Consider the following 21,245-nt stretch of genomic DNA (forward strand, 5'->3'; position numbering starts at 1 on the left):
ATGGCCGCCGCTTCCCGCCGCAGCCCCGCCGCCACCGTGCTGCTCCTGCTCGGCGCCGCCTACTGCCTGCTGCCGGTGCTGTGGGTGGTGATCGCCTCCACCAAGAGCGCCGGCGAGCTCTTCTCCACGTTCACCCTCGCGCCCAGCACCCACCTGTTCGACAACATCGCCACGCTGAGCGAATACCGGGGCGGCCTCTACTGGCGCTGGATGGCCAACACCGCCCTGTACGCCGGGGCGGGCGCGCTCGCCTCGGCGCTGGTGTCCGCGATGGCCGGGTTCGCGCTGGCCAAGTACGCGTTCCCGGGCAAGTCGGTGATCTTCAACGTGATCCTGGCCGGGGTGCTCGTGCCCGGCGTCATCCTGGCCATCCCGCAGTACCTGCTGCTGGCCAAGGTCGGGATGACCAACACGTACTGGTCGGTGCTGCTGCCCAGCGTGATCAGCCCGTACGGGATCTATCTGTGCCGGATCTTCGCCGCCGCGGCCGTGCCCGGCGAGGTGCTCGAGGCGGCCCGGATGGACGGCGCCGGCGACTGGCGGGCGTTCGCCGGGGTGGCGCTGCCGATGATGCGCTCCGGCCTGGTGACCGTCTTCCTGTTCCAGTTCGTGGCGATCTGGAACAACTTCATGCTGCCGTACATCATGCTCGGCGACGATCGGCTCTTCCCGGTGACCGTGGGGCTCAGCGGCCTGCTGAACCAGGGCGCCAGCCAGCCGGCCATGTACACGTCCGTGATCACCGGCGCGCTGCTGTCGGTGCTGCCGCTCGTCGCGCTCTTCCTGAGCCTCCAGCGCTACTGGCAGGTCGACCTGGCCGCGGGCGCGGTCAAGGCGTGAGCGGGAGACTATGATCCCTACCGTGCCGACCTCGCCCGGTACGGGGCGCAAGCGGCCCACCATCCGCGACGTGGCTCGCGAGGCCGGGGTCTCTTACGCCACCGTCTCCCGCGTCCTCAACGGCCGGGAGTGGGTCAGCCCCGAGGCCGTACGGTCGGTGCGGGAGGCGATCACCCGGACCGGCTACACCGCCAACCCGCACGCCCGCTCGCTGGCCACCGGCCGGTCCGGCTCGATCGCGTTCCTGCTCACCGAGCCGCAGCACCTGCTCTTCGAGGACCCGAACTTCGCGGTGCTGCTGCGCGGCGTCGCCCAGGCCCTCTCCGCCCGGGAGCTCACCCTCATCCTCATGATCGCGGCGACCCCCGAGGAGCGCGGCCGGGCGGTCACCTATCTCAGCGGCGGGCACGTCGACGGCGTCCTGCTGGTCTCGCCGCACTCCGGCGACCCCCTGCTGAGCCAGCTCGTCAAGGCCGAGGTGCCGATCGTGGCGTGCGGCAAGGTGCTCGGCCACGAGACGACCATCAGCTCGGTGGCCGCCGACGAATGGGCCGGCGCCCGCTCCGCGGTGGAACACCTGATCGCCGCCGGCTGCCGCCGCATCGCCCACATCGCCGGACCGCAGGACACCTCCGGCGGCGTCGACCGGCTCCGCGGGTACGCCGACGCCCTCGCCGCCCACGGCATCGCCCTCGACGAGGCGGCCGTCGCCCACGGCACCTGGAGCCACGAGAGCGGCGCCGAGGCCATGCGCGACCTGCTGCGCCGCGTCCCCGACCTGGACGGGGTCTTCGCCGCCTCGGACGCCATGGCCGCCGGCACCCTGCCCGTGCTCCGCGAGGCCGGCCGGGACGTGCCGGGCGACGTACGGGTCGTGGGCTTCGACGACTCGGGCCTGGCCGCCACCCTGCACCCGCCGCTCAGCACCGTCCGCAACCCGCTGGACCGGATCAGCGAGGAGATGGTCCGCCTGCTCGGCGAGCTGATCGCCGGGCGTACCCCGCTCTCCATCACGGTGCCCACCTCGCTGGTGCTCCGCGGCTCCTCCCCGCCACCCTGACAAGATCCTCACGCCCGGCCGGTTAGCTGGCCCCATGAGATCACTGAGGACAGGCCTCACCGCGGCCCTCGCGGTGACCCTGGTGCTGTCGGGCGTCGCCTCTCCCGCCCGCGCCGGCGGCAAGAAGACCCCCGACCCGACCGCCCGCGGCCCGCACGCGGTGTCCACCGCCGACTACGACCTGGGCGACTCGGCGTTCCACCTCCCGGACTTCCACTCGTCCGAGTCGGACGAGGTAGCGCCGCTGGAACTCGCCGGCCGGGTGCACTACCCGCGCGACCTCACCGCGGGCCGCTGGCCGATGGTGCTGATCGCGCACGGGCTGGCGAGCACCTGCGCGGACCGGGAAGCCTCCGACGCGTTCGACGACGCGACCGCCAAGCTGTACGGACCCGACGCGCCGGAGGATCCGGACGAGATCGCCCGGCTGGAGGAGATCGCCGAGCGCACCGGCCAACTGCTGAACCAGTGGCCGTGCGCCCCCGGCACGCCCCAGATCCCGAGCCTGCGCGGCTACGACTACCTCGGGAAGCAGCTGGCGAGCCACGGCTTCGTCGTCGTCTCGATCGGGGTCAACGGCGTCAACGTCGGGGAGATGGGCGAGGCGCAGGACGCCGCCCGGGCCGGGGTCGCCAACAAGCACCTCGCGATGTGGCGCGACCTCGTCACGTCGGGCCGGGGCCCGCTCGCCGGGAAGCTGAAGGCGGGCTTCCGCGGGCACGTCGACCTCCAGCGCGTCGGCCTGATCGGCCACTCCCGCGGCGGCCGGGGCGTGATGCGCCAGGCCGCGGACGCCAACCGCAAGGACATCCCGTCCGGCGTCCGCATCGGCGCGGTGCTCGGCCTCGAACCGATCGGCTACTACCAGCCGGACGACGACCTCGACGGCGAGTGGCACACGCCGTACCGGGTGACCCGCATCCCGTCCGCGACCATCCTCGGCACGTGCGGCTACGGCGACCCGGACTACTTCGACAACAACAAGGACCGCAACCAGGCCCCGGTCTTCCTCTGGAACATGCACGGCGCCAACCACAACTTCTTCAACGTGCAATGGTCCCCGGAGAGCGGCCAGGTGCAGGCCCAGGACGACGCGCTGCCCCTGCCCGAGCCCGGCAAGTGCGGCCCGGAACCCCGCGACCGCAAGCTGTCGGAATCGCAGCAGCGCACCGTGGGGCTCGCCTACATGTCGGCCTTCATGCGCCGCTTCCTGGCCGGCGACCACCGCTTCGACCCGATGCTGACCGGCCGCACCCACCCGATGTCCGCGGTGACCAAGGTGGACGTCCAGAGCAGCTGACAACCCGCACCACCTGAGGAGGCGGGGCCGCACGCCGGCCCCGCCTCCTCCCGGTCCGCGACTTCCCGGTTGAGGGTTATGCGGTCGTCGATCTCGGTGGGGAAGGCCGCGTAGTAGCGCAGGGCGATCGCCACCTGAGCGGACGTCAATCCGGTGACGCCGCCGAGGGCCGCGAGGAGCGCGTCCGGCTCGACCTCGGGATCCTCGTCGCGGATGGCGTTCAGCGCCGCCACCACCACCTCCCACACGTCGGGGCCGCCGGCGAGCGCCGCCCTGCGGCCGGTCGGCCCCGGCCGGAAGATGACGCCCGGATGCGTCATGACTGCATCATGATCGCCCGCAGCGAGCCACCGGCCCGGAGGCCGTCCATCGTGATGGTCAGGAGGCGGGCCGCCCGTGCGCGGTGGTCGTGCGGGTGGGCGACGGTGAAGATGCCGATCAGGCCCGCGGCGATGTCCTCGGCGGTGACGTCGGCGCGGAGGTCGCCCGTCGCCCGGCCGGCGGCGAGGATCGCGTCGATGGCTTCGAACAACTGGGCCTGGGTGTGGGCGTGGGCGATCTCGCCGGACTCGATCATGGCGAGCAGCGTGTCGAGCATGCCGTTCTTGGTGGCGATCCAGTCGCCGAACAGTTCCGCCCAGCGTCGCAACGCCTCGTGCGGTGGCAGTTCGGCGAGCAGTTCGCGGGCGCCGTCGGTGAGGCGTTGGACCTGGTCCTGATAGACCGCGTCGACCAGTGATTCGCGGGTCGGGAAGTGGCGGTAGAGGGTGGCGATGCCGACCCCCGCCTCGTGGGCGATCGCGCGCATCGACGGCTCGGTGCCGGACGCGGCGAAGGTGCGGGTCGCCACGGCGAGGAGCTGTTCGCGGTTGCGGCTCGCGTCGGATCGCGGGCGGCGGCTCTTCTCCACGGTCAAAACGGATCACGCTCCGGTTGTGCTACGTTGGCGGCAGTCAAACGGAGCATAGTCCGTTTCGTGCTGCCGGAGGAACCACGTGAAACAGCAAGAACAGAGCCGAGCGATCCAGTTCGAGGCGTTCGGCGGACCTGAGATGCTGAGACTCCGCGACGTTCCCGCCCCGAGGGCCGGCGCCGGCCAGATCCGCGTACGGGTCACCGCGGCCGGGCTGAACCCGATGGACTGGTTCATGACCTCCGACGCCGCGACCGCCGCGCGATTCGGGCTGAGCCTGCCGTGCGGGTTCGGCACCGATTACGCCGGAGTCGTGGACCGGGTCGGCGCCGGCGTGACCGGGTTCGCCGAGGGCGACCGGGTGTTCGGCGGTGCGCTGTCCCGCGCGGTCGCCGACCACGTCGTCATCGACGTGGGCGGCACGATCGCGGTGGGCGGCGACGCGCACCGCACCCCCGACGGTGTCGACGACCGCACCGCCGCCACCCTGGCCATCGCGGGCCGCACGGCCACCGCCGCCCTCGCCGCCGTCGGCCACGGCGGCGGACTCGGCCCCGGCGACACACTGCTCGTCGGCGGGGCGGGAGGCGGCGTCGGGGTGTTCGCCGTGCAGCTCGCCCGTCTCGCGGGCGCCCGGGTGATCGGGACGGGATCGGCGGCGTCGGCCGATGCCCTGCGCGCGCTCGGGGCCGAGCCGGTCACCTACGGCGAAGGCCTGGCCGACCGGGTCCGCGCCCTGGCACCCGGCGGCGTCACCGCGGCCGTCGACCTGCACGGGGCGGAAACGGCGCGGGTGGCCCGGGAACTCGGCGTGCCCGACGAGCGGATCAGCACGATCGCGGTGCGGATCGACGGAATCGCCGGAGCCAACGGCGCCGACGCCGCCCCGGGTGCCCTCGAGGAGATCGCCGGCCTGATCGCCGCGGGACGGCTCCGGGTGCCCCTGGCGGCGACGTTCCCCGTCGAGCGGATCCGCACCGCGGTCGAGCTCCAGGCCGCGCGGCACGTGCACGGCAAGATCGTCGTCGACCTCCGGTGACGCCCTCCGGATTTAAGCTCGTCCCGGCACGGAGAAAGCGGGGCCGGTGAGGGGCCCCGCTTCTCCGTGCGATCGGGTACGCGTCAGGCGAGCGTCACCGCGTACACCTGGAATCTCGGATCGTTCGGGAGGGTGACCGACCGGATCTGCTTGCCCGCCGCGATCGGTAGCGACGCCGCGAACAGGCTCACCGGCGGCCCGTCGACGCCCTGGCCCGCCTTGATGCGGTGGGGCATGCCGAGCACCGTCGTCGTGCCCGGGGCCGGGCTGCCGCACCAGTCGGCGATCGTCACGGTGGCCGGGGCCGACGTGCCGTCCGTGTAGCCGAGGGTCAGGGCCGCGGTGACCGGGCCGTTGTGGGTGGCGGCGACCAGCTTGACCGCGCCGTGGGTTCCCGCCGGGAGGAGCAGGGACTGGCCGCGGGCCTGGACGAAGTTCTTCGCCGTGCCGCTCGGGTCGGGCGCCTCGTAGGTGACGCCCTCCCAGGTGACCGGGCCCGCCGGGGGCAGCAGGGCGGCGTCGTAGCTCCAGCCGCCGCCGTCGAAGTTGCCCTCATCGGACGCCGCGACCGTGGCCGTACCGTCGTTGTTGCGTTCGGCGGTGAGGTCGATCCGGCAGGTGTCGCCGCCCGCGGCCGCGCAGGTGGTCGGGGCCGCCACCGCGATGGTCGCGGACCGTTCGACCGTGTTCGCCCCGGGGGCACCGGCCTTGACCGTCACCTTGTACGCCCCCACCGCCGTCCCGGGCGGCGCCTGCACGGTGACCGTGTACGTCGCGCCGATCGGCAGGTGGCGGGTCACCAGGACCTTCGGGAGCTTCGGGCTGATCGTCACCTTCCAGCCGGCGGGCGCCGTCGCCGTGACCCGCGGGGCGATGGCGAGCGGGGCCTGGCCGACCACGTCCATCTCGAAGGTCGCCTTCTGCGCGGTGGGCGCGCCGGCCGGGAGGGCCGCGCTCGCCGGTCGCAGGGTCGCGTCGACGTGGGTACGCCCGTCCGCCGGCGCCCTGTTGACCGACGGCGGCTGGTCCGCGACCGAGGTGCCCCACGACGACGGGCTGGTGCCCACGGTGTGCGCGAGGGTGCCGCCCCGGGCGATCTGCGACCAGTCGACCCAGCTCTTGGCCAGGTTCCTGCCGTTCAGCCGGACCCGCTGGATGTAGCGGTTGTCGTCCGAGACGCCCGGGGCGGTGATCGTGAGGGTGGAACCGCCCGTGCGCACCTTCGCCGACGGGAACTGCGGGCTGGAGACGGCGAGGAAGTTCGCGCCGCTCATGGTCGGATACAGGCCGAGCGAGGAGAAGACGTACCAGGCGCTCATCGTGCCGAGGTCGTCGTTGCCGGTCATGCCGTCGGGGCCGGTGGTGAAGAGCGTCATCGCGGCCCGCACGACGGTCGCGGTCTTCGCCGGGTCGCCCGCCCAGTGATACATGTACGGCGCCAGCAGGTCGGGCTCGTTGTTCGGGTTGTACGTGGCCTTGGCGTAGTAGTCGTACGGGCTGGCGATCCAGTCCGTGCGCGCGGTGCCGGCCGGGTCGGTGAGCAGCTTGTCGTAGACGAAGAACCGGTCGAGGCGCTTCTCCGTGGCCGCCCGTCCGCCCATGAGCTGGACGAGCCCGGCCGGGTCCTGCGGCACCAGCCACTGGTACTGGTTCGCGCCGCCCTCGTGGAACTGCTGCGACGCGGCGACCGGGTCGTACGGCGTGAGCCAGGTCCCGTCGGTGGTCCGCGGCCGGAACTGCTGGATCGACGAGTCCCACAGGTTGCGGTACCACTGGCCGCGCCCGGCGAAGAGCTTCGCGTCGGAGGTCTTGCCGAGCCCCTTCGCCATCAGGGCCAGGGAGGCGTCGGCGGCCGCGTACTCGAGGGTGGCCGAGGCGGGGTGGACGCAGTCGTTGTCGCCGCCCTTGTGGACGCAGTCCTTGCCGAGCTCGAGCCCGGACGGGATGTAGCCGCGCTCGGCGTAGTAGTCCTGCCCGGTCCGCCCGTTGTACGGCGAGTCCGCCGGCGGCTGGGCGGTGGCGTTCTTGCGCAGCAGCGCGTACGCCTCCTCCTCGTGCCCGGCGAGCAGGCCCTTCGACCATGCCTCGACCAGGAACGGGGTGACCGGGTCACCGGTCATGATGTTGGTCTCGCTGTTCGCCAGCGCCCAGCGGGGCAGCCATCCGCCGTCGCGGCCGATGGCGACGACCGACAGCGCGACGTCGCGGGCCACGTCCGGGGCGAGCAGTTCCAGCAGCTGGTTCTGCGGCCGGTACGTGTCCCACAGCGAGAAGTTCTGGTACGGCGTGTAGCCCTCGGCGGTGTGCACCTTGCGGTCGAAGCCGACGTAGCGCCCGTCGACGTCGCCGGCCACGTTCGGGTGCAGCAGCGAGTGGTAGAGCGCGGTGTAGAACGCGCTGCGCCGCTCGGCGGGGCCGCCGCCGATCCGGATCCGGTCGAGCTCGTCGACCCACGTCTGCCGCAGCCGGGCCCGCGTGGCGTCGAAGTCGTACGAGTCGCCGGTCTCGGCCGCGAGGTTCTTCCGCGCGCCGTCCGAGCCCGTGTACGACAGCGCCACCTTGACGACCACGTCGCGGTCGGTGCCGGCGTCGAAGGTGACGAAGGCGCCGTTGCTGCCGCCGCCGGCCGCGTCGCGCGAGTCCTTCGAGATGGCCGAGCCGCGCCAGGTGCCGAAGGAGGCGAACGGGCGGTCGAAGCTGGCGGTGAAGTAGACGGTGTGGTCGTCCTTGCCCGCGCAGAAGTTGCCGGCGCGCACGCGGCCCTCGACCGTACGGTCGCCGACGACGTGGATCTCCGAATCGAACACGTTCTGGTTGGCCTTGCCGGTGTTGAACAGCACGTTGGCCTCGCCGGTGGCCGGGAACGTGTAGCGCTGCCACCCGGTCCGCGGCGTCGCGGTCAGCTCGGCCTTCGTCTGGTACTTGCTCAGGCCGACCCGGTAGTAGCCGGGCGAGGCCTCCTCGTCGGCGTGCGAGTACGGCGACCGGTACGCGTCCGGGTCGACCGTGGTGACCGCCCCGGTCGTCGGCAGCATGGGCAGTTCGCCCGCCACGCCGCAGCCGACGCCGGACAGGTGGGTCTGGCTGAAGCCGTAGATGCTGTTCTGCTGGTAGTCGTAGCCGCCCTGGCCGCCCGTGTCGGGGCTGACCTGGACCATGCCGAAGGGCGCACTGGCGCCCGGGAAGGTGTTGCCGAAGTTCTGCGTGCCCACGAAGGGGTGCACCAGGTCGACCGGCGCCGGCTCGGCGGCGGCCGCGGGGTTCGCGTGCAGCACCGCGGCGGTCACGAGCAGGGCGGTCGAGGCCGCAAGGAACCGACGGGTCATCCAAACCTCCGGTTAACGACGTCATCGTCCGGTGACAACGTTGTCACGTGCCAGAGACACCTGTCAATGATCCACGGGCTATCGCTTGGGACACGCCTTTGGCCGGACCGAACCCCTCAAGTTCGGGTCCCGGCCATCCGATCACCGGGGAAGCAGCCGTCCGCCCGGGCCGGCTCCCCCGCCGACCGGAGATCAGCTGATGCCACCCACCTCGCCGGCGGCCGCGTACGTGCTGCGCGGGTGGGCGCGCCTGTGCGTGGCGGTGGCCGTGGTGGTGGCCGCCTTCGGCGTCGTGCTCAGCACCGGGGCGGGCGGCCCCGGGACGTCGGAGACCATCTCGAACCTGGGTCTGTGCGCCGCCGCCGTCGCCGCCGCGATCGTCTGCCTGGTGCGGGCCGGGACGCACCGGGGGCGGCTGCGCGCCGCGTGGGGGCTGCTGGGGCTCGGCGTGCTGTCGTGGGCCTCCGGCCAGATGTGCGCGGTCTGGCTGGACACCTTCACCGGCTCGGTGCCGCTGCCGTCGCAGGCCGACGTCGGCTACCTCGGCATGATCGTGCTGACCTCGGCCGGGCTGCTGGTGCTGCCGGTTGCCGCCCAGACGCCGGCCAACCGGGCCCGCAGCGTCCTCGACGGGCTCATGGTGGCCTTCTCGCTGATGCTGATGGCGTGGATCTTCGTGGTGGAGCCGATCCTCGACGCCGGCGGGGACAGCGCGCTCGCCCTCTACGTCAGCCTGGCGTACCCGCTCGGCGACGTCGTCATCGTCACCATCGTGGTCTACATGCTGGCCCTGCAACGCCGCCGCGGACGGACCTTCGCGCACCTCGCGCTCGTCGGCGCCGGCACCGTGGCCTTCGCCGTCTCCGACATCGGGTACGCGTACCTGAACCTGATCGGCGGGTACAGCTCGGGCGGGGTGACCGACATCGGCTGGTTCGCGGGCTTCTCGCTGATCCTGCTCGCCGCCGCGCGCCCGGTGACCGCCGGCCCGGACGAGCCCGCACCGGCCGGCGAGGGCAGCCAGCCCTTCGGCGTGCTGCTGCCGTACGTGGCCGTGGTCGCCGCCCTGATCACCAGCGTCGTGTGGTTCGCCCGCACGGGGCAGAACAGCGCGTTCGTGGCGTACACCCGCTCGACGCTCATCCTGCTGATGGTCGGCCGCCAGCTGCTGACCCTGCGGGAGAACCGCAGCCTGACCAGCGACCTCGAGGCCCGGGTCGCCGCCCGCACCGCCGAGTTGTCCGCCAGCGAGCAGCGGTTCCGCGCCCTGGTCCAGCACAGCTCCGACGTGGTGACCGTGGTCGGCCCCGACACCGAGGTGCTCTACCAGAGCGAGTCCGTGCGGCGCGTGTTCGGCTTCCCGGCGCAGGTGCTCACCGGCCGCCGCCTGACCAGCGTCCTCGACGCCGACTCCGCCGTCCGGCTCGCCGACGCCCTGCGCTCGGTGAGCAGCCGCCCGTACGCGACGACGGTTCTGGAACTGACCGTCCGGCACCGCGACCGCCGGCTGCGTCAGGCCGAGATCACCGTCACCAACCTGCTCACCGACCCCAACGTGGGCGGGCTCGTGCTCAACACCCGGGACATCAGCGAGCGCAAGGAGCTCCAGGAACAGCTGGTGCACGAGGCGTACCACGACGCGCTGACCCAGCTCGCCAACCGTGCCCTGTTCCGCGAACGCGTCGCCGAGGCGCTGGAGCAGCGCGGCGACGACGGCGACGTGACCGTGCTCTTCCTCGACCTCGACGGGTTCAAGGAGGTCAACGACAGCCTCGGCCACCTCGCCGGCGACAAGCTCCTGGTGCAGGTCGCCGACCGGCTGCGCGGCTCGGTGCGCGAGGGGGACACGGTGGCCCGCTTCGGCGGCGACGAGTTCGCCGTGCTGATCCGCTCCGAGCTCGGCGCGGACGAGGCGGAGGGCCTGGCCCAGCGGATCGTCGACGGCCTGCACGAGCCGTTCCGGATCGACGAGCGGGAGCTGCACGTCCGCGGCAGCGTCGGGCTGGCGGCGTACGCGGCCCTCGGACCCGGCGACGGCGCCGACGCGGCGGAACAGCTGATGCGCAACGCCGACCTGGCCATGTACCGGGCGAAGACCAGCGGCGGCAGCGGCTTCGCGGCGTACGACCCGCAGATGCTGGCCGGCCTGGTCGAACGCCTCGAGCTGGAGGCCGACCTGCGCCTCGCGCTGACCCGCGGCGAGCTCAAGGTGCACTACCAGCCCACCATCGACATGGCGGACAGCAGCGTCGTCGGGTTCGAGGCGCTCGTCCGCTGGCAGCACCCGGTCCGCGGGCTGATCTCGCCGATGGACTTCATCCCGCTCGCCGAGGCCACCGGCCTGATCGTGCCGCTCGGCCGCTACGTGCTCACCGAGGCCTGCCGCCAGGCCATGGAGTGGGCGCGGGAGAGCGGCCGGCCGCCGGTCAAGATGGCCGTCAACGTCTCGGTACGCCAGTTCGACCGCACCGACCTCGCCGCGGTCGTCCGCGAGGTGCTGACCGGGACGGGCATGCCCGCCGACCGGCTGTGCCTCGAGATGACCGAGAGCGTGCTGATGACCGACACCGAGGAGAACCTGGCCCAGCTCGTCCACCTCAAGGCGCTCGGCGTCACCCTGGCGATCGACGACTTCGGCACCGGCTACTCCTCGCTGGCCTACCTGCGCCGCTTCCCGGTGGACACCCTGAAGATCGACCGGTCGTTCGTGGAGCGGCTCGGCGGGCAGTCCGACGACGCCGCGCTGGCCGGCACGATCGTCCAGCTCGGACAGAGCCTCGGTATGACCACCGTGGCCGAGGGCATCGAGGAGTACGGCCAGCTCGCCGCCCTGCGCGCGATGGGCTGCGAGTTCGCCCAGGGCTTCTACTTCTCCCGCCCGGTGCCCGCCGGGGAGGCCGGCCGGCTGCTGCTGGAGGGCGCCGGCGTCCGCCCGGCAGCCTGACCACACCGACGCCCGGAGGACCCGCATGACCGCCGCCCTCACCGGCCTGGCCGCCGCGCTGCCCGCCTCCTGGCCCGCCTCGCTCGCCCCGGACCGCCTCGAGGTCATCGACGTGCCGACGCCGTACCTGGTCACCGACCTCGACGCGGTCGCGCGGCGGCTGGACCGGTTCACCGCGGCGCTTCCGGGCGTACGGGCCTTCTACGCGATGAAGTGCAACCCGGCGCCGGAGATCCTGCACACCCTGCGCGCGGGCGGGGCGAGCTTCGAGGTCGCCTCGCTGGGCGAGCTGCGCGTGCTCGAACGGCTCGGCGCCGACCCGGCCGAGGTGCTCTACAGCAACCCGGTGAAGCCGCCCGCGCACATCGCCGCCGCGTACGCCGCCGGCCTGTGGCGGTTCAGCTTCGACTCGCCCAACGAGCTGCACAAGATCGCCGGGCACGCCCCGGGCAGCGCGGTCTACCTGCGACTGCACGTCGACGACAGCGCCAGCTCCTTCCCGTTGTCGCGCAAGTTCGGCGCCGAGCCGCACGAGGCGCGGGAGCTGTTCACGCTCGCCCGGCGGCTGGGGCTGCGGCCGTACGGGCTGACCTTCCACGTCGGCTCGCAGTGCGCCACGACCGCCGCGTGGCGCCGGGCGATCGGGCTCGCCGGGCGGGTCCTGGCGGGCCTGCTCGACGACGGCGTCCGGCTGGAGATGCTGGACCTGGGCGGCGGCTTCCCGGCCCGCTACACCGCCGGCGTGCCGCCCATCGAGGACATCGGCACGACGGTACGGGCGGCGATCGCCGAGCTGCTCCCGTACCGTCCGGGGCTGATCGCCGCCGAACCCGGCCGGCACCTCGTCGCGGAGGCCGCGGTCCTGGCGGCCGGAGTCATCGGCCGGGAGGTGCGCGCCGGGCAGAACTGGCTGTTCCTCGACGTCGGCGCCTACCAGGGCCTGATGGAGACGATCCAGCTCCCGTCCGGCTGGGACTTCCCGGTGCGGTCCTCGGTGCCAGGCCACGGCCTCGTCCCGGAGCTGACGTTCACGGTCACCGGGCCCAGCTGCGACAGCTCCGACACGATGTTCCACGGGCTGGCGCTGCCCGCGACGATCGACGTGGGCGACGTGCTCTACCTCGGCTCGGCGGGCGCGTACACGCTCAGCTACGCCTCCGCCTTCAACGGCTTCCCGCCTCCCGCGCCGCTGTTCGTCGGCAGGTCCGGTGGCACCTGATTCTCCGGTACGCCCGAAGCCGCGGGCCGGCGAGCACCGGGCCGGACCGGTGGGGGTCCGCCGCGCCGGCCGCCTCCGCGAGCTGCTGGTGGCGGGCGTCCTCGACTCGTTCGGCATGGCCCTCGGCTGGACCGTCCTCGTCCTGCTCGCGGTCTCCCGCGGCGGCCTCGCCGAAGCCGCCCTCTACAACGCGGCCATGCTGCTCGGCGTCGTCCTCTCCGCACCGGTCACCTCCTGGCTCGCGCGCCGGGTGCCGGGCCGCGGCCTGCTGCGCGGTGCGGCGGGCGTCGAGATCCTGCTGCGCCTGGGCGCGCTCGCCGGGCTGATCACCGGCGTACGGCCGGCGCTGATCGCGCTCGCCGTCACGGCCATGCACGTCGCGGCCTGGGTGGGCTTCGCGGCCATGCGCGCCGAGGTCGCGGCCGTCGACGCCCGGCCACGGTCGATGACCCGGTACGCCCTGGCGATCGCGGCCGTGGAGGCGGCGGGCACCGGGGTGGGCGCCCTGCTCCCGATCGGCGCGCAGGGCCACCCGACCGGTGCGGCGCTGGCGCTCGTCTTCGTGGCGTACGCCGGTTCGCTGCTGCCCACCGTCCTCAGCGCCCGGCGGGCCCGGATGACCCCCCGGGGCGCTACCCGCCGGGCCGGGGCCGCCCGCTCCCCCGGCCCCTCGCGTCCGGGCCGCCGGGTGTCCCCCCGCCTGCTCGCCGCCGGTGGGGGCGTCATGCTGCTGGCTTCCGGGCCGACGCTGCTGGCCGTACCGCTGACCACCGAGTTGCACGGGCGGCACTGGGTCGCGGGCGCCGCGATCGCCTTCAGCGTGGGCTGCCTGCTCGCCACCGCGGCGGTCGAGACCGTGGGGCGCCTGCGGCTGCCGGCGGTGCTGCGCTGGTCGCTGTGGGGGCTGGGCATGCTGGTCGGCTGGATCGGCGCCCCGGTGCACGTGATCAGCCTGCTGCTGGCCCAGTTCCTGGCGGGCCTGAGCCAGACCGCGCTCGAGGGTGACATGGACGCGCTGGTCGCCGGCGAGGCGCCGCCCGGGGGCGTGACGACGGCCCTGGCGTACAGCGCGTCGGTCCGGGCGCTGGGCGGCTCGGCGGCGGTGAAGCTCCTGCCCGTCCTGGTCACCGCCCCGGCCCTCGGTACGGCGGTCAGCGCCGCCGTCCTCGTCCTGGGCCTCGGGGCGCTCCTGCTCTGGGCGACCACCACCGCGCTCACGAAACGGGGCGGGCACGTCGTGCGCCCGCCCCGCCCGTTCCCCCTCGCTACTGCCAGCCCGGATCCCAGCAGCAGTTGGGCGCCGTCTGCCACTTGTAGTGGATCAGGCCGTCCACCCCGGTGACCTTCACCCGGATCTTGCCGCTGAACAGGTCCGCGTAGACCCCCGTGCCGGGCTGCAGGAGCCCGCCGAGCGAGGCCCAGCCGCTCCAGCTGCCGCCCGGGGTCAGCTGCCACTTGTGGGCCAGGTCGCCGCCGTCGGCGCGGCCGAAGATCTCCAACCGGCCGTCCTGGTTGTTGATGGCGCCGACGCCCGTCGTGACGTGACCGCCCAGGCTGTAGTCCCCGCTGTTGAGGGAACCGCCCGGTACGGTCGCCCACCGGTGCCACACCGCACCGTCACCGCCGACCCAGAACTGCTCGGCCCGGCCGTCCTTGTTGGTCTCCGTGACCCGGGCGCCGTAGTCGCCGGCGTGGGCGGCGTTGGCGGCGCCGAAGACGGTCAGCAGCGTTGCCGCGACGACCGCCAGGAACAGTTTCGTCTTCCTCATGTGCTTCCTTCCCCCGTTGGTGATGTGTATCGATGGTGCGGGGCAAGGCAGGCCCGAGTCGTTGCGGATGCGCGCACGCCGGTTGCGGATGCGCGCCGGTCATCCGAGCCGGTGGTGCCGCCAGTCGCGGGGCCCCACGCCGTACGTGGCCCGGAACAGGTTGCTGAAGTGCGCGTAGTTGGCGAAGCCCCACCGCGCGGCGATCTGCCCGGCCGGGCACGCGGCGTGCAGGGGGTCGGCGAGGTCGGCGCGGCACCGTTCCAGCCGGGCGGCCCGGATCGACCCGGCGACGGTGGTGCCCTGCTCCTGGAAGAGCTTGTGCAGCAGCCGCGGCGAGATGTGATGGGCGGCGGCGATCGTCGCCGGCGTCAGCTCCGGGTCGCCCAGCCGCTGCTGGACGTAGGACTGGATCCCGGCCCGCAGCACGCGCCGCCGGGACTCCGACGACGCCGCCCGGACGGCGTCCCGGCCCAGTTCGTGGCCGAGCACCGCGGTCATCAGGTCGGCCACCACGGTGGACACCCGGACCGTGTCGGCGGCGGTGAAGCCGGCCGCGTCGGTGAGCACCCGCTTGACGACGTCGACCATCAGGGCGGCCACCCCGCGGTCGCCGAGGATCGGCACGCCGACCAGGCGCCGTACCAGGTTCGGCGGCACGGGCAGCAGGCCGCGCGGAAAGGTGAGCATCACCAGGTGCGACCGGCCGTCGATCGGCCGCCGCCAGCCGTGGAACGGCCGCGACGTGTCGTAGAAGGCGAGGCGGTCCGGCTCCAGCGCGGGGCTGCGGCCGCCCTGGGTCATCTCGGTGTGGCCGCGCAGCGACACCAGGAGCCGGAAGGCGTCCGGATCGCTGCGCCGGACCAGCCGGGCGGGCCGGTCGACCTCCAGCCGGGCGTCGTCGTCGGAGACTATCGAGGCGACGTCGATCCTCCCGAGCGCCATCGCACTCATCCGTACGCGGATCGCCGCGTCCCGTTCGACGCGCACATCGACCGGGACGTCGACCCCGGCGAGCACCTCCCGGAAGCCGGCGAACCGCTCCGCGACGGGCAGGTCATCACTGCAGAACACCACGCGCATCATGCATCCCCCGATACAGACCCGCGCCCACTGTCCGGCCCGCCCGCCCGGCGGTCAATCAGATCTAGGACGCCCCGGCGGCGCCGGCCGTCCTGCCGGACATCGCCGCGACGGCCTGCAGGGCGATGTCGACGGAGGCGTGCAGCTCCTCGCGGGTGGCACCGGCCGCGGCGTGCACGGCATGCCCCTCGCCGACGGCCATCACGAAGCGGGCCAGCGCCCGGGGGTCCACGTGGGGCGGCAGGTCACCCTCCTGCACCGCCCGGGCGAGCCGCCTCTCGAGAGCCTCCTCGCCGGCGGCCCGGCCGGCGGCCAGGAACTCGGAGACGCGGGCGTTCTCCGGCGAGCAGGCCAGGCCGCCCTGGATGGACAGGCAGCCGGGCGGATGGTCGCCCGCGGTCAGGGCGTCGACGGCCGAGCGCAGATGCTCCTCGATGACCGCGTACGCCGTGGGCAGCTCGAGCGCGACGGCCGCGTACGCCACCCGGGTCTCGCGGTAGCGGGCGAAGGCGCGGCGGAACAACTCCTCCTTGCTGCCGAAGGTGGCGTACAGGCTCGGCCGGTTGATGCCCATCGCGCCGGTGAGGGCGCTCAGCGACGTGCCCTCGTAGCCGTGCCGCCAGAAGACCTCGACGGCGCGGTCCAGGACCGTCTCCTCGTCGAAGGCCCGCGGTCGCCCGACGCTCGCCGTCCCCTCGTCCATCACCCCACCTTACCGCTCGGTACAAAAAATGCCGAGCCGCCCGGCCGGCGGGTGACCCGGACCGCTTTCGGGTCACACTCAGGCTCGCCGTGGGATTTACCCAGCCGAGGCGGGTACAAGTGACTCCGTGAACGCACCTGGCCTGACCATCTCCGGACCGGCCGCGGACGCCCGTGCGGTCGTCGTGTTCCTGCACGGCGGCAGCGAGACCAGCGTGGCCCCGGCCCGGCGGGGCGCGGCGTACCTGCGGATGGCGCCGTTCGCCCGCGCCGTCTCCTGGGCGGTGCGCGGCCGCGACGTGGCGGTGTGGCAGCTGCGATACCGGCTGCGCGGCTGGAACGGCGCCGCCGAGGACCCGGTGGTGGATGCGCGGTGGGCCCTCGGCGAGGCGCGGCGCCGGCATCCGGGGGCGCCGATCGTGCTGGTCGGCCACTCGATGGGCGGCCGGGTCGCGCTGCGGCTGGCCGGGGAGCCGGACGTGGTGGGCGTCTGCGCCCTGGCGCCGTGGATCACCGACGGCGAGCCCGCACCGGAGCCGGGCGCCTCGGTGCTGATCGCGCACGGGGACGACGACCGGGTGACGAGCCCGGCCGCGTCGGCGGCGTACGCGGCCCGGATCGGCGCCTCGTTCGTGCCGGTCCCGGGCGAGAAGCACGCGCTGCTGCGCCGGCCGGTGTTCTGGACGCGGCTGGTCACGGCCTTCGTCACGGAGACGCTCGCCGCCGCGGCCGGAGCCCGCTGAAAATCCTTCCATCTTTAAGGCTCTCTTATGAAAGTCCCCGATACGGTCCTGCCATAAATCAGGGTGCCGAGCCGATCGAGGGAAACATGGTGGCAGTCATGGACGCCGACATGGGCGCCGCGCAGCGTCCGCGGCAATCACGGTCGATCGACCTGCTGACCGGGGAGAAGTTGCAGTACGTGCGCCTCGGACACGCCATCGTGCTGAACTTCTCCGGCGGCCGGCAGGTGCTCATCGAGACCGTCGCGCAGCTCGACGGGCCGGGCGGCCGGATCGAGGTCGAGCCGGGCGAGGAGCCGTCCGACGTCCTGGCCACGCTGCTCGGCGACGCGGTCCGCAGTGCGTGCACGCGGGCCGGCGGGGAGCTGCACCTCCGCTTCGCCGGCGGGTCGGAGTTGTCGGTCCGCGCCGACCCCGAGGTCGAGTCGTGGGCGGTGGCCGGCCCGGACGGGTCCCTCATCGTCTGCCTGGCCCGCGGCGAGATCGCGGTCTGGGGTGGCCGCCTCGGCTGAGGCGTACCCGGCCGCCGAGCCGCTACGTAGCGGGTGGACCGCCGCCTCGGCTGAGACCGCTCAGCCGAACTCGGCCCGCAGCGCGGCGAGCATCTCGCCGACGATGTCGTCCAGCTTGCGATCGTCGTCGCTGTCCAGCCACTCGGCGACCGACACGTAGACGAGCGTCACGCTCGTCTCGGCCAGCAGCGCCGCCCGGGCCGCGCCGAGGCCCCGGGCCAGGAAGCCGTCCCGGATCGCCTCCGCCAGCGCCGCCCGTTTGCGCAGGTCACGCTCCTGTAGGCCGGCGTCGGAGCGGACCAGCTCGCGCCGGTGCCGCAGCGCGGCCTTGCGCCCCTCGAAACGGTTCTCGGCGAGCGCGCGCAGCCCCTCCCGGATGATCGTCAGCGGCTCGGCCGCGGCCGGCGCCCCGGCCATCAACTGAGCGACGAGGACGGACGCCTCGGCGTCGTCGGCGAACAGCACCTCGCGCTTGTCGGCGAAGTGCCGGAAGAACGTGCGCGTGGTGAGCCCGGCGCGCGCGGCGATGGCCGGCACGGTGGTCTCGGCGAACCCCTGCTCGGCGAAGAGGTCCAGGGCCGCCTGCTGCAGGCGCTGCCGCGCGTCCGGTCGCCATCTGCTCACCGGACCAGTCTAGGTGATGACATCACGTGCCATCACGCGTACGATGATGACACGGAATGTCGTCACCGGGGCGGCACCGGGATCGGGGCGGAGCTGTGCCATGACCGAGGTGTGGATTCTGGGCGGGACGGGCCGGAGCGGGCGCGCGATCGCGGCCGGGCTGCGGGCCCGGGGCATCCGCCCGGTGCTGGCCGGGCGGGACGCCGGACGCCTGGCCGCGGCGGCCGGCGGCGACCGCACGGTGGTGGCGGCCTCGGTCGCCGAGCTGGCCGCCGAGATCCAGCGGCAGCGGCCCGCCGTGGTCGTCAACACCGTCGGCCCGTTCTCCGGCACCGCCGTGCCGCTGATCCGGGCGTGCCTGCCCGCCACCGATTACCTCGACCTCGCGAACGACCTGCCCGCGGTCTCCGCGGTGCTCGGGCTCGACGAGACGGTGCGGCGCTGCGGGCGTACGGTCGTCACCGGGGCCGGCTTCGGTGTCACCGCGACCGAGAGCGTGGTCGTCAAGCTGTGCGAGGGGCGCCCCGCACCCGAGCGGGTACGGGTCGACATGATCCCGTCGCTGGAGGTCGAGGCGGGCGTCGTCGGCGAGGCGCTGGCGGCCACCGTCCTGGGCGGCCCGGCGGACGGCCGCGTCACCGGGCGGCAGTACCGCGACGGCCGCCTGGTGCGCGCCCGGCTCGGCGGCGACCCGGCCCGGCTCACCCTCCCCGACGGCTCGACGGTCACCACGGCGAGCATGCCCCTCGGCGAGTTGCTGGCCGCCCAGCGCGCCAGCGGCGCCCCCGACGTGATCGCCGCGTCGAGCGAGGCTCCGTCCTCCCCGGCGGCCCGCGCGATCCTGCCCCTGGCCACGGCCCTGCTCGCCATCCGTCCACTGCGGGCGTTCGCCACCCGTCGGCTCGCCGCCGTGACGGTCAAGGCCCGGCCGCGCCCCCGCGAGCACTCGTGGGGCCACGCGGTGATCCGGTGGGCGGACGGCACGACCCGCGAGTGCTGGCTCCGGGTGAGCGAGGCGCAGGCCTGGACCGGCGCGGTGCCGGCCGAGGTGGTCCGGCGCCTCCTGGCCGGGGAGGGCCGGCCGGGCGCGTACACGCCGGCGGCGCTGTTCGGCACGTCGCTGGCGGAGTCCTGCGGCGGCGAGTACCGCGTCGCGGACGCCGCGTCCCGGGGCCGGGCGGCCTGAAGATCCGGGAGCCATCGCGTCTACCTGCGGAGACGCGAGAAAGCGCTTCCCGAGCCTCTACCAGGCATTGACACCCGTGAAGGGGACGGGTCAGAGTGACGTACCAAAGAGCGCTTTCTCAGCTCTGGAACCGGTCGGTAACCGGTACGACACATCCCCGTCCCCCACTTTCTGATCCCCGCAGGAAGGACTTCCGCATGAGTTCCGCTCTCTTCCGAGGCGGCGGGCCCCGGCGCGGCCGGCTCCGCACGGCCGCGCTCGGCGCCTCGCTCCTCGGCCTGCTCGGCGCCTACCTGGCCGTCACGGTCGGCAACGCGGCCGCGGCCGAGGTGGTCGTCTCGCAGGGCAAGCCCACCACCGCGTCGTCCGTCGAGTGGGAGGGCACGCCCGCCTCCGCCGCCACCGACGGCAACACCGGCACGCGCTGGTCCAGCCAGTTCTCCGCGAACCAGTGGATCCAGGTGGACCTCGGCGCCGCCACGGCGGTCAGCCGGGTCGACCTGAACTGGGAGGCCGCGTACGCGACCGCCTTCACCGTGCAGTTCTCCACGAACGGCAGCACGTTCACGAACGCCACCGGCACCCTGCGGGGCAACGCGGGCGCGCAGAGCATCCCGGTCAGCGGCACCACCCGCTACGTACGGCTGAACCTCACCGAACGGGCCCTGTCGATCTACGGCTACTCGCTCTGGGAATTCCAGGTGTACGCGGGCGGCGTCACCGACCCGACCACGCCCCCGCCGACCGGCAACACGGTGCTGCTGTCGTACAACAAGCCCGGCGCCGCCTCCTCCGAGCAGAACGACGTCAACTGCAACCCGTGCACCGTCGCGAAGGCGTTCGACCTCGACCCGGCGACCCGCTGGGCCACCAGCTCCACCACCGGCTGGGTGGACCCGGGCTGGATCTACGTCGACCTCGGCGCCACCGCGCAGATCAGCCGGGTGGAGTTGCAGTGGGATCCCGCGTACGCGACCGCGTACAGGATCCAGGTGTCGCCCAACGCGAGCACGTGGACCGACATCTACTCCACGACCACGGGCAAGGGCTTCAAGGAGGTCCTGAACGTCTCCGGCTCCGGCCGCTACGTGCGCATGTACGGCACGGCGCGCTCCGGCCCGTACGGCTACTCGCTGTACGACTTCAACGTGTACGGCACGGGTGGCGCCCCCACCACCCCGCCCGCGCGGCCCGCCGACCCCACGTTCCCGGCCACCCGGCTGGTCTTCCAGGACGAGTTCAACGACCCGGCCGGCACCCGCCCCAGCACCTCGAAGTGGACGTACGACCCGGGCGTGCCGCAGAACGGCGAGATCCAGTACTACACCGAGAACAGCAACAACGCGCAGATGAACGGCCAGGGCCAACTGGTGATCGAGGCCCGCAAGGAGAACGTCAACGGCCGCGAGTACACGTCGGCGCGGATGAACACCGGCAACAAATTCCACGTCCAGTACGGCCGGGTCGAGGCGCGGATCAAGGTGCCGAAGGGCAACGGGCTGTGGCCGGCGTTCTGGATGATGGGCGCCGACTTCCTCACCGGGCGCCCGTGGCCGTACAACGGCGAGGTCGACATCATGGAGGTCCTCGGCCGCAACACCGGCGAGGCCTACTCCACGCTGCACGCCCCGCAGTACAACGGCGCCGGCGGATACGGCCAGAAGTACGCCACCGTGGACCTGTCGCAGGACTTCCACGTATGGGCGACGGAGTGGGACAGCAAGGGCATCAAGTTCCTGCTCGACGGCAACCAGGTGTTCTACGCCGGCAAGGCGGCCGTCGAGGCGACCCGCGGCCCGTGGATCTTCGACCACCCGTTCTACCTCATTCTCAACCTCGCGGTCGGCGGCGACTTCCCCGGCCCGATCGACGCTTCCACCCCGTTCCCCGCCCGGATGCTCGTCGACTACGTCCGCGTCTACCAGTGACCTGACGACGGCATCCACCTCGCCGGGGCGGAGCCCCCATCTCCGCCCCGGCATCCCCCT

18 protein-coding genes are annotated in these 21,245 nt (G+C 73.3%); 11 read left to right on the top strand and 7 right to left on the bottom strand.

From position 1 onward, the window contains the following. From CLV70_RS29035 to CLV70_RS29045, 3 genes are read left to right on the top strand one after another with little or no spacing between them, the layout of a single operon-like run. Window positions 1-840, top strand: a complete 840-nt coding sequence (locus tag CLV70_RS29035) for a carbohydrate ABC transporter permease (protein WP_106129795.1) — start codon at window positions 1-3, stop codon at window positions 838-840. A gap of 22 nt (window positions 841-862) precedes the next feature. After that, window positions 863-1,900: a LacI family DNA-binding transcriptional regulator gene (locus CLV70_RS29040; protein WP_245908519.1), complete on the top strand. Its 1,038-nt coding sequence runs from the start codon at window positions 863-865 to the stop codon at window positions 1,898-1,900. 34 nt (window positions 1,901-1,934) lie between these two features. Further along, the gene (locus CLV70_RS29045; RefSeq protein WP_146164194.1) at window positions 1,935-3,200 is read left to right on the top strand and encodes a poly(ethylene terephthalate) hydrolase family protein; all 1,266 of its coding nucleotides are present in this window, start codon (window positions 1,935-1,937) and stop codon (window positions 3,198-3,200) included. Here CLV70_RS29045 and CLV70_RS39265 read toward each other — a convergent pair. Together CLV70_RS39265 and CLV70_RS29050 are read right to left on the bottom strand one after the other, a co-directional pair. Beyond that, a complete protein-coding gene (locus CLV70_RS39265; protein ID WP_146164195.1) occupies window positions 3,083-3,520 on the bottom strand; it encodes a hypothetical protein in 438 nt (145 codons plus the stop codon). The genes CLV70_RS29045 and CLV70_RS39265 overlap by 118 nt on opposite strands. After that, a complete protein-coding gene (locus tag CLV70_RS29050; protein WP_211303927.1) occupies window positions 3,517-4,110 on the bottom strand; it encodes a TetR/AcrR family transcriptional regulator in 594 nt (197 codons plus the stop codon). Before CLV70_RS29050 ends, CLV70_RS39265 begins: the two co-directional genes overlap by 4 nt. A gap of 85 nt (window positions 4,111-4,195) precedes the next feature. Between CLV70_RS29050 and CLV70_RS29055 the strand changes: the two genes are divergently transcribed. Continuing rightward, window positions 4,196-5,152, top strand: coding sequence for an NADP-dependent oxidoreductase (locus CLV70_RS29055; protein ID WP_245908520.1), 957 nt, complete (start codon window positions 4,196-4,198; stop codon window positions 5,150-5,152). 83 nt (window positions 5,153-5,235) lie between these two features. Here CLV70_RS29055 and CLV70_RS29060 read toward each other — a convergent pair whose 3' ends face one another. Beyond that, window positions 5,236-8,478: a GH92 family glycosyl hydrolase gene (locus tag CLV70_RS29060; protein ID WP_106129800.1), complete on the bottom strand. Its 3,243-nt coding sequence runs from the start codon at window positions 8,476-8,478 to the stop codon at window positions 5,236-5,238. A gap of 199 nt (window positions 8,479-8,677) precedes the next feature. Here CLV70_RS29060 and CLV70_RS29065 point away from each other — a divergent pair, with 199 nt between their 5' ends. The 3 genes from CLV70_RS29065 to CLV70_RS29075 are packed head-to-tail and all read left to right on the top strand — an operon-like array spanning window position 8,678 to window position 13,983. Further along, complete coding sequence (locus CLV70_RS29065; protein WP_106129801.1) at window positions 8,678-11,422, top strand: putative bifunctional diguanylate cyclase/phosphodiesterase; 2,745 nt, start codon at window positions 8,678-8,680, stop codon at window positions 11,420-11,422. A 25-nt stretch (window positions 11,423-11,447) separates the two neighbouring features. Further along, window positions 11,448-12,641, top strand: a complete 1,194-nt coding sequence (locus CLV70_RS29070; protein WP_106129802.1) for a type III PLP-dependent enzyme — start codon at window positions 11,448-11,450, stop codon at window positions 12,639-12,641. Next, complete coding sequence (locus CLV70_RS29075; RefSeq protein ID WP_211303928.1) at window positions 12,631-13,983, top strand: MFS transporter; 1,353 nt, start codon at window positions 12,631-12,633, stop codon at window positions 13,981-13,983. Before CLV70_RS29070 ends, CLV70_RS29075 begins: the two co-directional genes overlap by 11 nt. Here CLV70_RS29075 and CLV70_RS29080 read toward each other — a convergent pair. The 3 genes from CLV70_RS29080 to CLV70_RS29090 form a co-directional block, all read right to left on the bottom strand. Beyond that, the gene (locus tag CLV70_RS29080) at window positions 13,907-14,410 is read right to left on the bottom strand and encodes a DUF8189 domain-containing protein (protein ID WP_106129803.1); all 504 of its coding nucleotides are present in this window, start codon (window positions 14,408-14,410) and stop codon (window positions 13,907-13,909) included. The genes CLV70_RS29075 and CLV70_RS29080 overlap by 77 nt on opposite strands. A gap of 99 nt (window positions 14,411-14,509) precedes the next feature. Further along, complete coding sequence (locus CLV70_RS29085) at window positions 14,510-15,493, bottom strand: AraC-like ligand-binding domain-containing protein (RefSeq protein WP_106129804.1); 984 nt, start codon at window positions 15,491-15,493, stop codon at window positions 14,510-14,512. Window positions 15,494-15,554: 61 nt separating this feature from the next. After that, the gene (locus tag CLV70_RS29090) at window positions 15,555-16,193 is read right to left on the bottom strand and encodes a TetR/AcrR family transcriptional regulator (protein ID WP_106129805.1); all 639 of its coding nucleotides are present in this window, start codon (window positions 16,191-16,193) and stop codon (window positions 15,555-15,557) included. A 127-nt stretch (window positions 16,194-16,320) separates the two neighbouring features. Between CLV70_RS29090 and CLV70_RS29095 the strand changes: the two genes are divergently transcribed. Both CLV70_RS29095 and CLV70_RS29100 read left to right on the top strand, forming a co-directional pair. After that, on the top strand, window positions 16,321-16,935 hold the full coding sequence (locus tag CLV70_RS29095) for an alpha/beta hydrolase (protein ID WP_106129806.1): 615 nt from the start codon (window positions 16,321-16,323) through the stop codon (window positions 16,933-16,935). A gap of 98 nt (window positions 16,936-17,033) precedes the next feature. Further along, on the top strand, window positions 17,034-17,447 hold the full coding sequence (locus CLV70_RS29100) for a DUF6188 family protein (protein ID WP_106129807.1): 414 nt from the start codon (window positions 17,034-17,036) through the stop codon (window positions 17,445-17,447). A 60-nt stretch (window positions 17,448-17,507) separates the two neighbouring features. Here the strand turns inward: CLV70_RS29100 and CLV70_RS29105 are convergent, their stop codons facing one another. Continuing rightward, window positions 17,508-18,071 (bottom strand): TetR/AcrR family transcriptional regulator, encoded by a 564-nt coding sequence (locus CLV70_RS29105; protein WP_106129808.1) that lies wholly within the window; start codon window positions 18,069-18,071, stop codon window positions 17,508-17,510. 100 nt (window positions 18,072-18,171) lie between these two features. On the opposite strand from CLV70_RS29105, the gene CLV70_RS29110 reads away from it, so the two are divergent. Together CLV70_RS29110 and CLV70_RS29115 are read left to right on the top strand one after the other, a co-directional pair. After that, on the top strand, window positions 18,172-19,257 hold the full coding sequence (locus tag CLV70_RS29110) for a saccharopine dehydrogenase family protein (RefSeq protein ID WP_106129809.1): 1,086 nt from the start codon (window positions 18,172-18,174) through the stop codon (window positions 19,255-19,257). 197 nt (window positions 19,258-19,454) lie between these two features. Next, a complete protein-coding gene (locus CLV70_RS29115; protein WP_106129810.1) occupies window positions 19,455-21,185 on the top strand; it encodes a discoidin domain-containing protein in 1,731 nt (576 codons plus the stop codon). Window positions 21,186-21,245 lie beyond the last annotated feature (60 nt).

This window comes from Pseudosporangium ferrugineum (assembly GCF_003002065.1).
Lineage (GTDB): Bacteria > Actinomycetota > Actinomycetes > Mycobacteriales > Micromonosporaceae > Actinoplanes > Actinoplanes ferrugineus_A.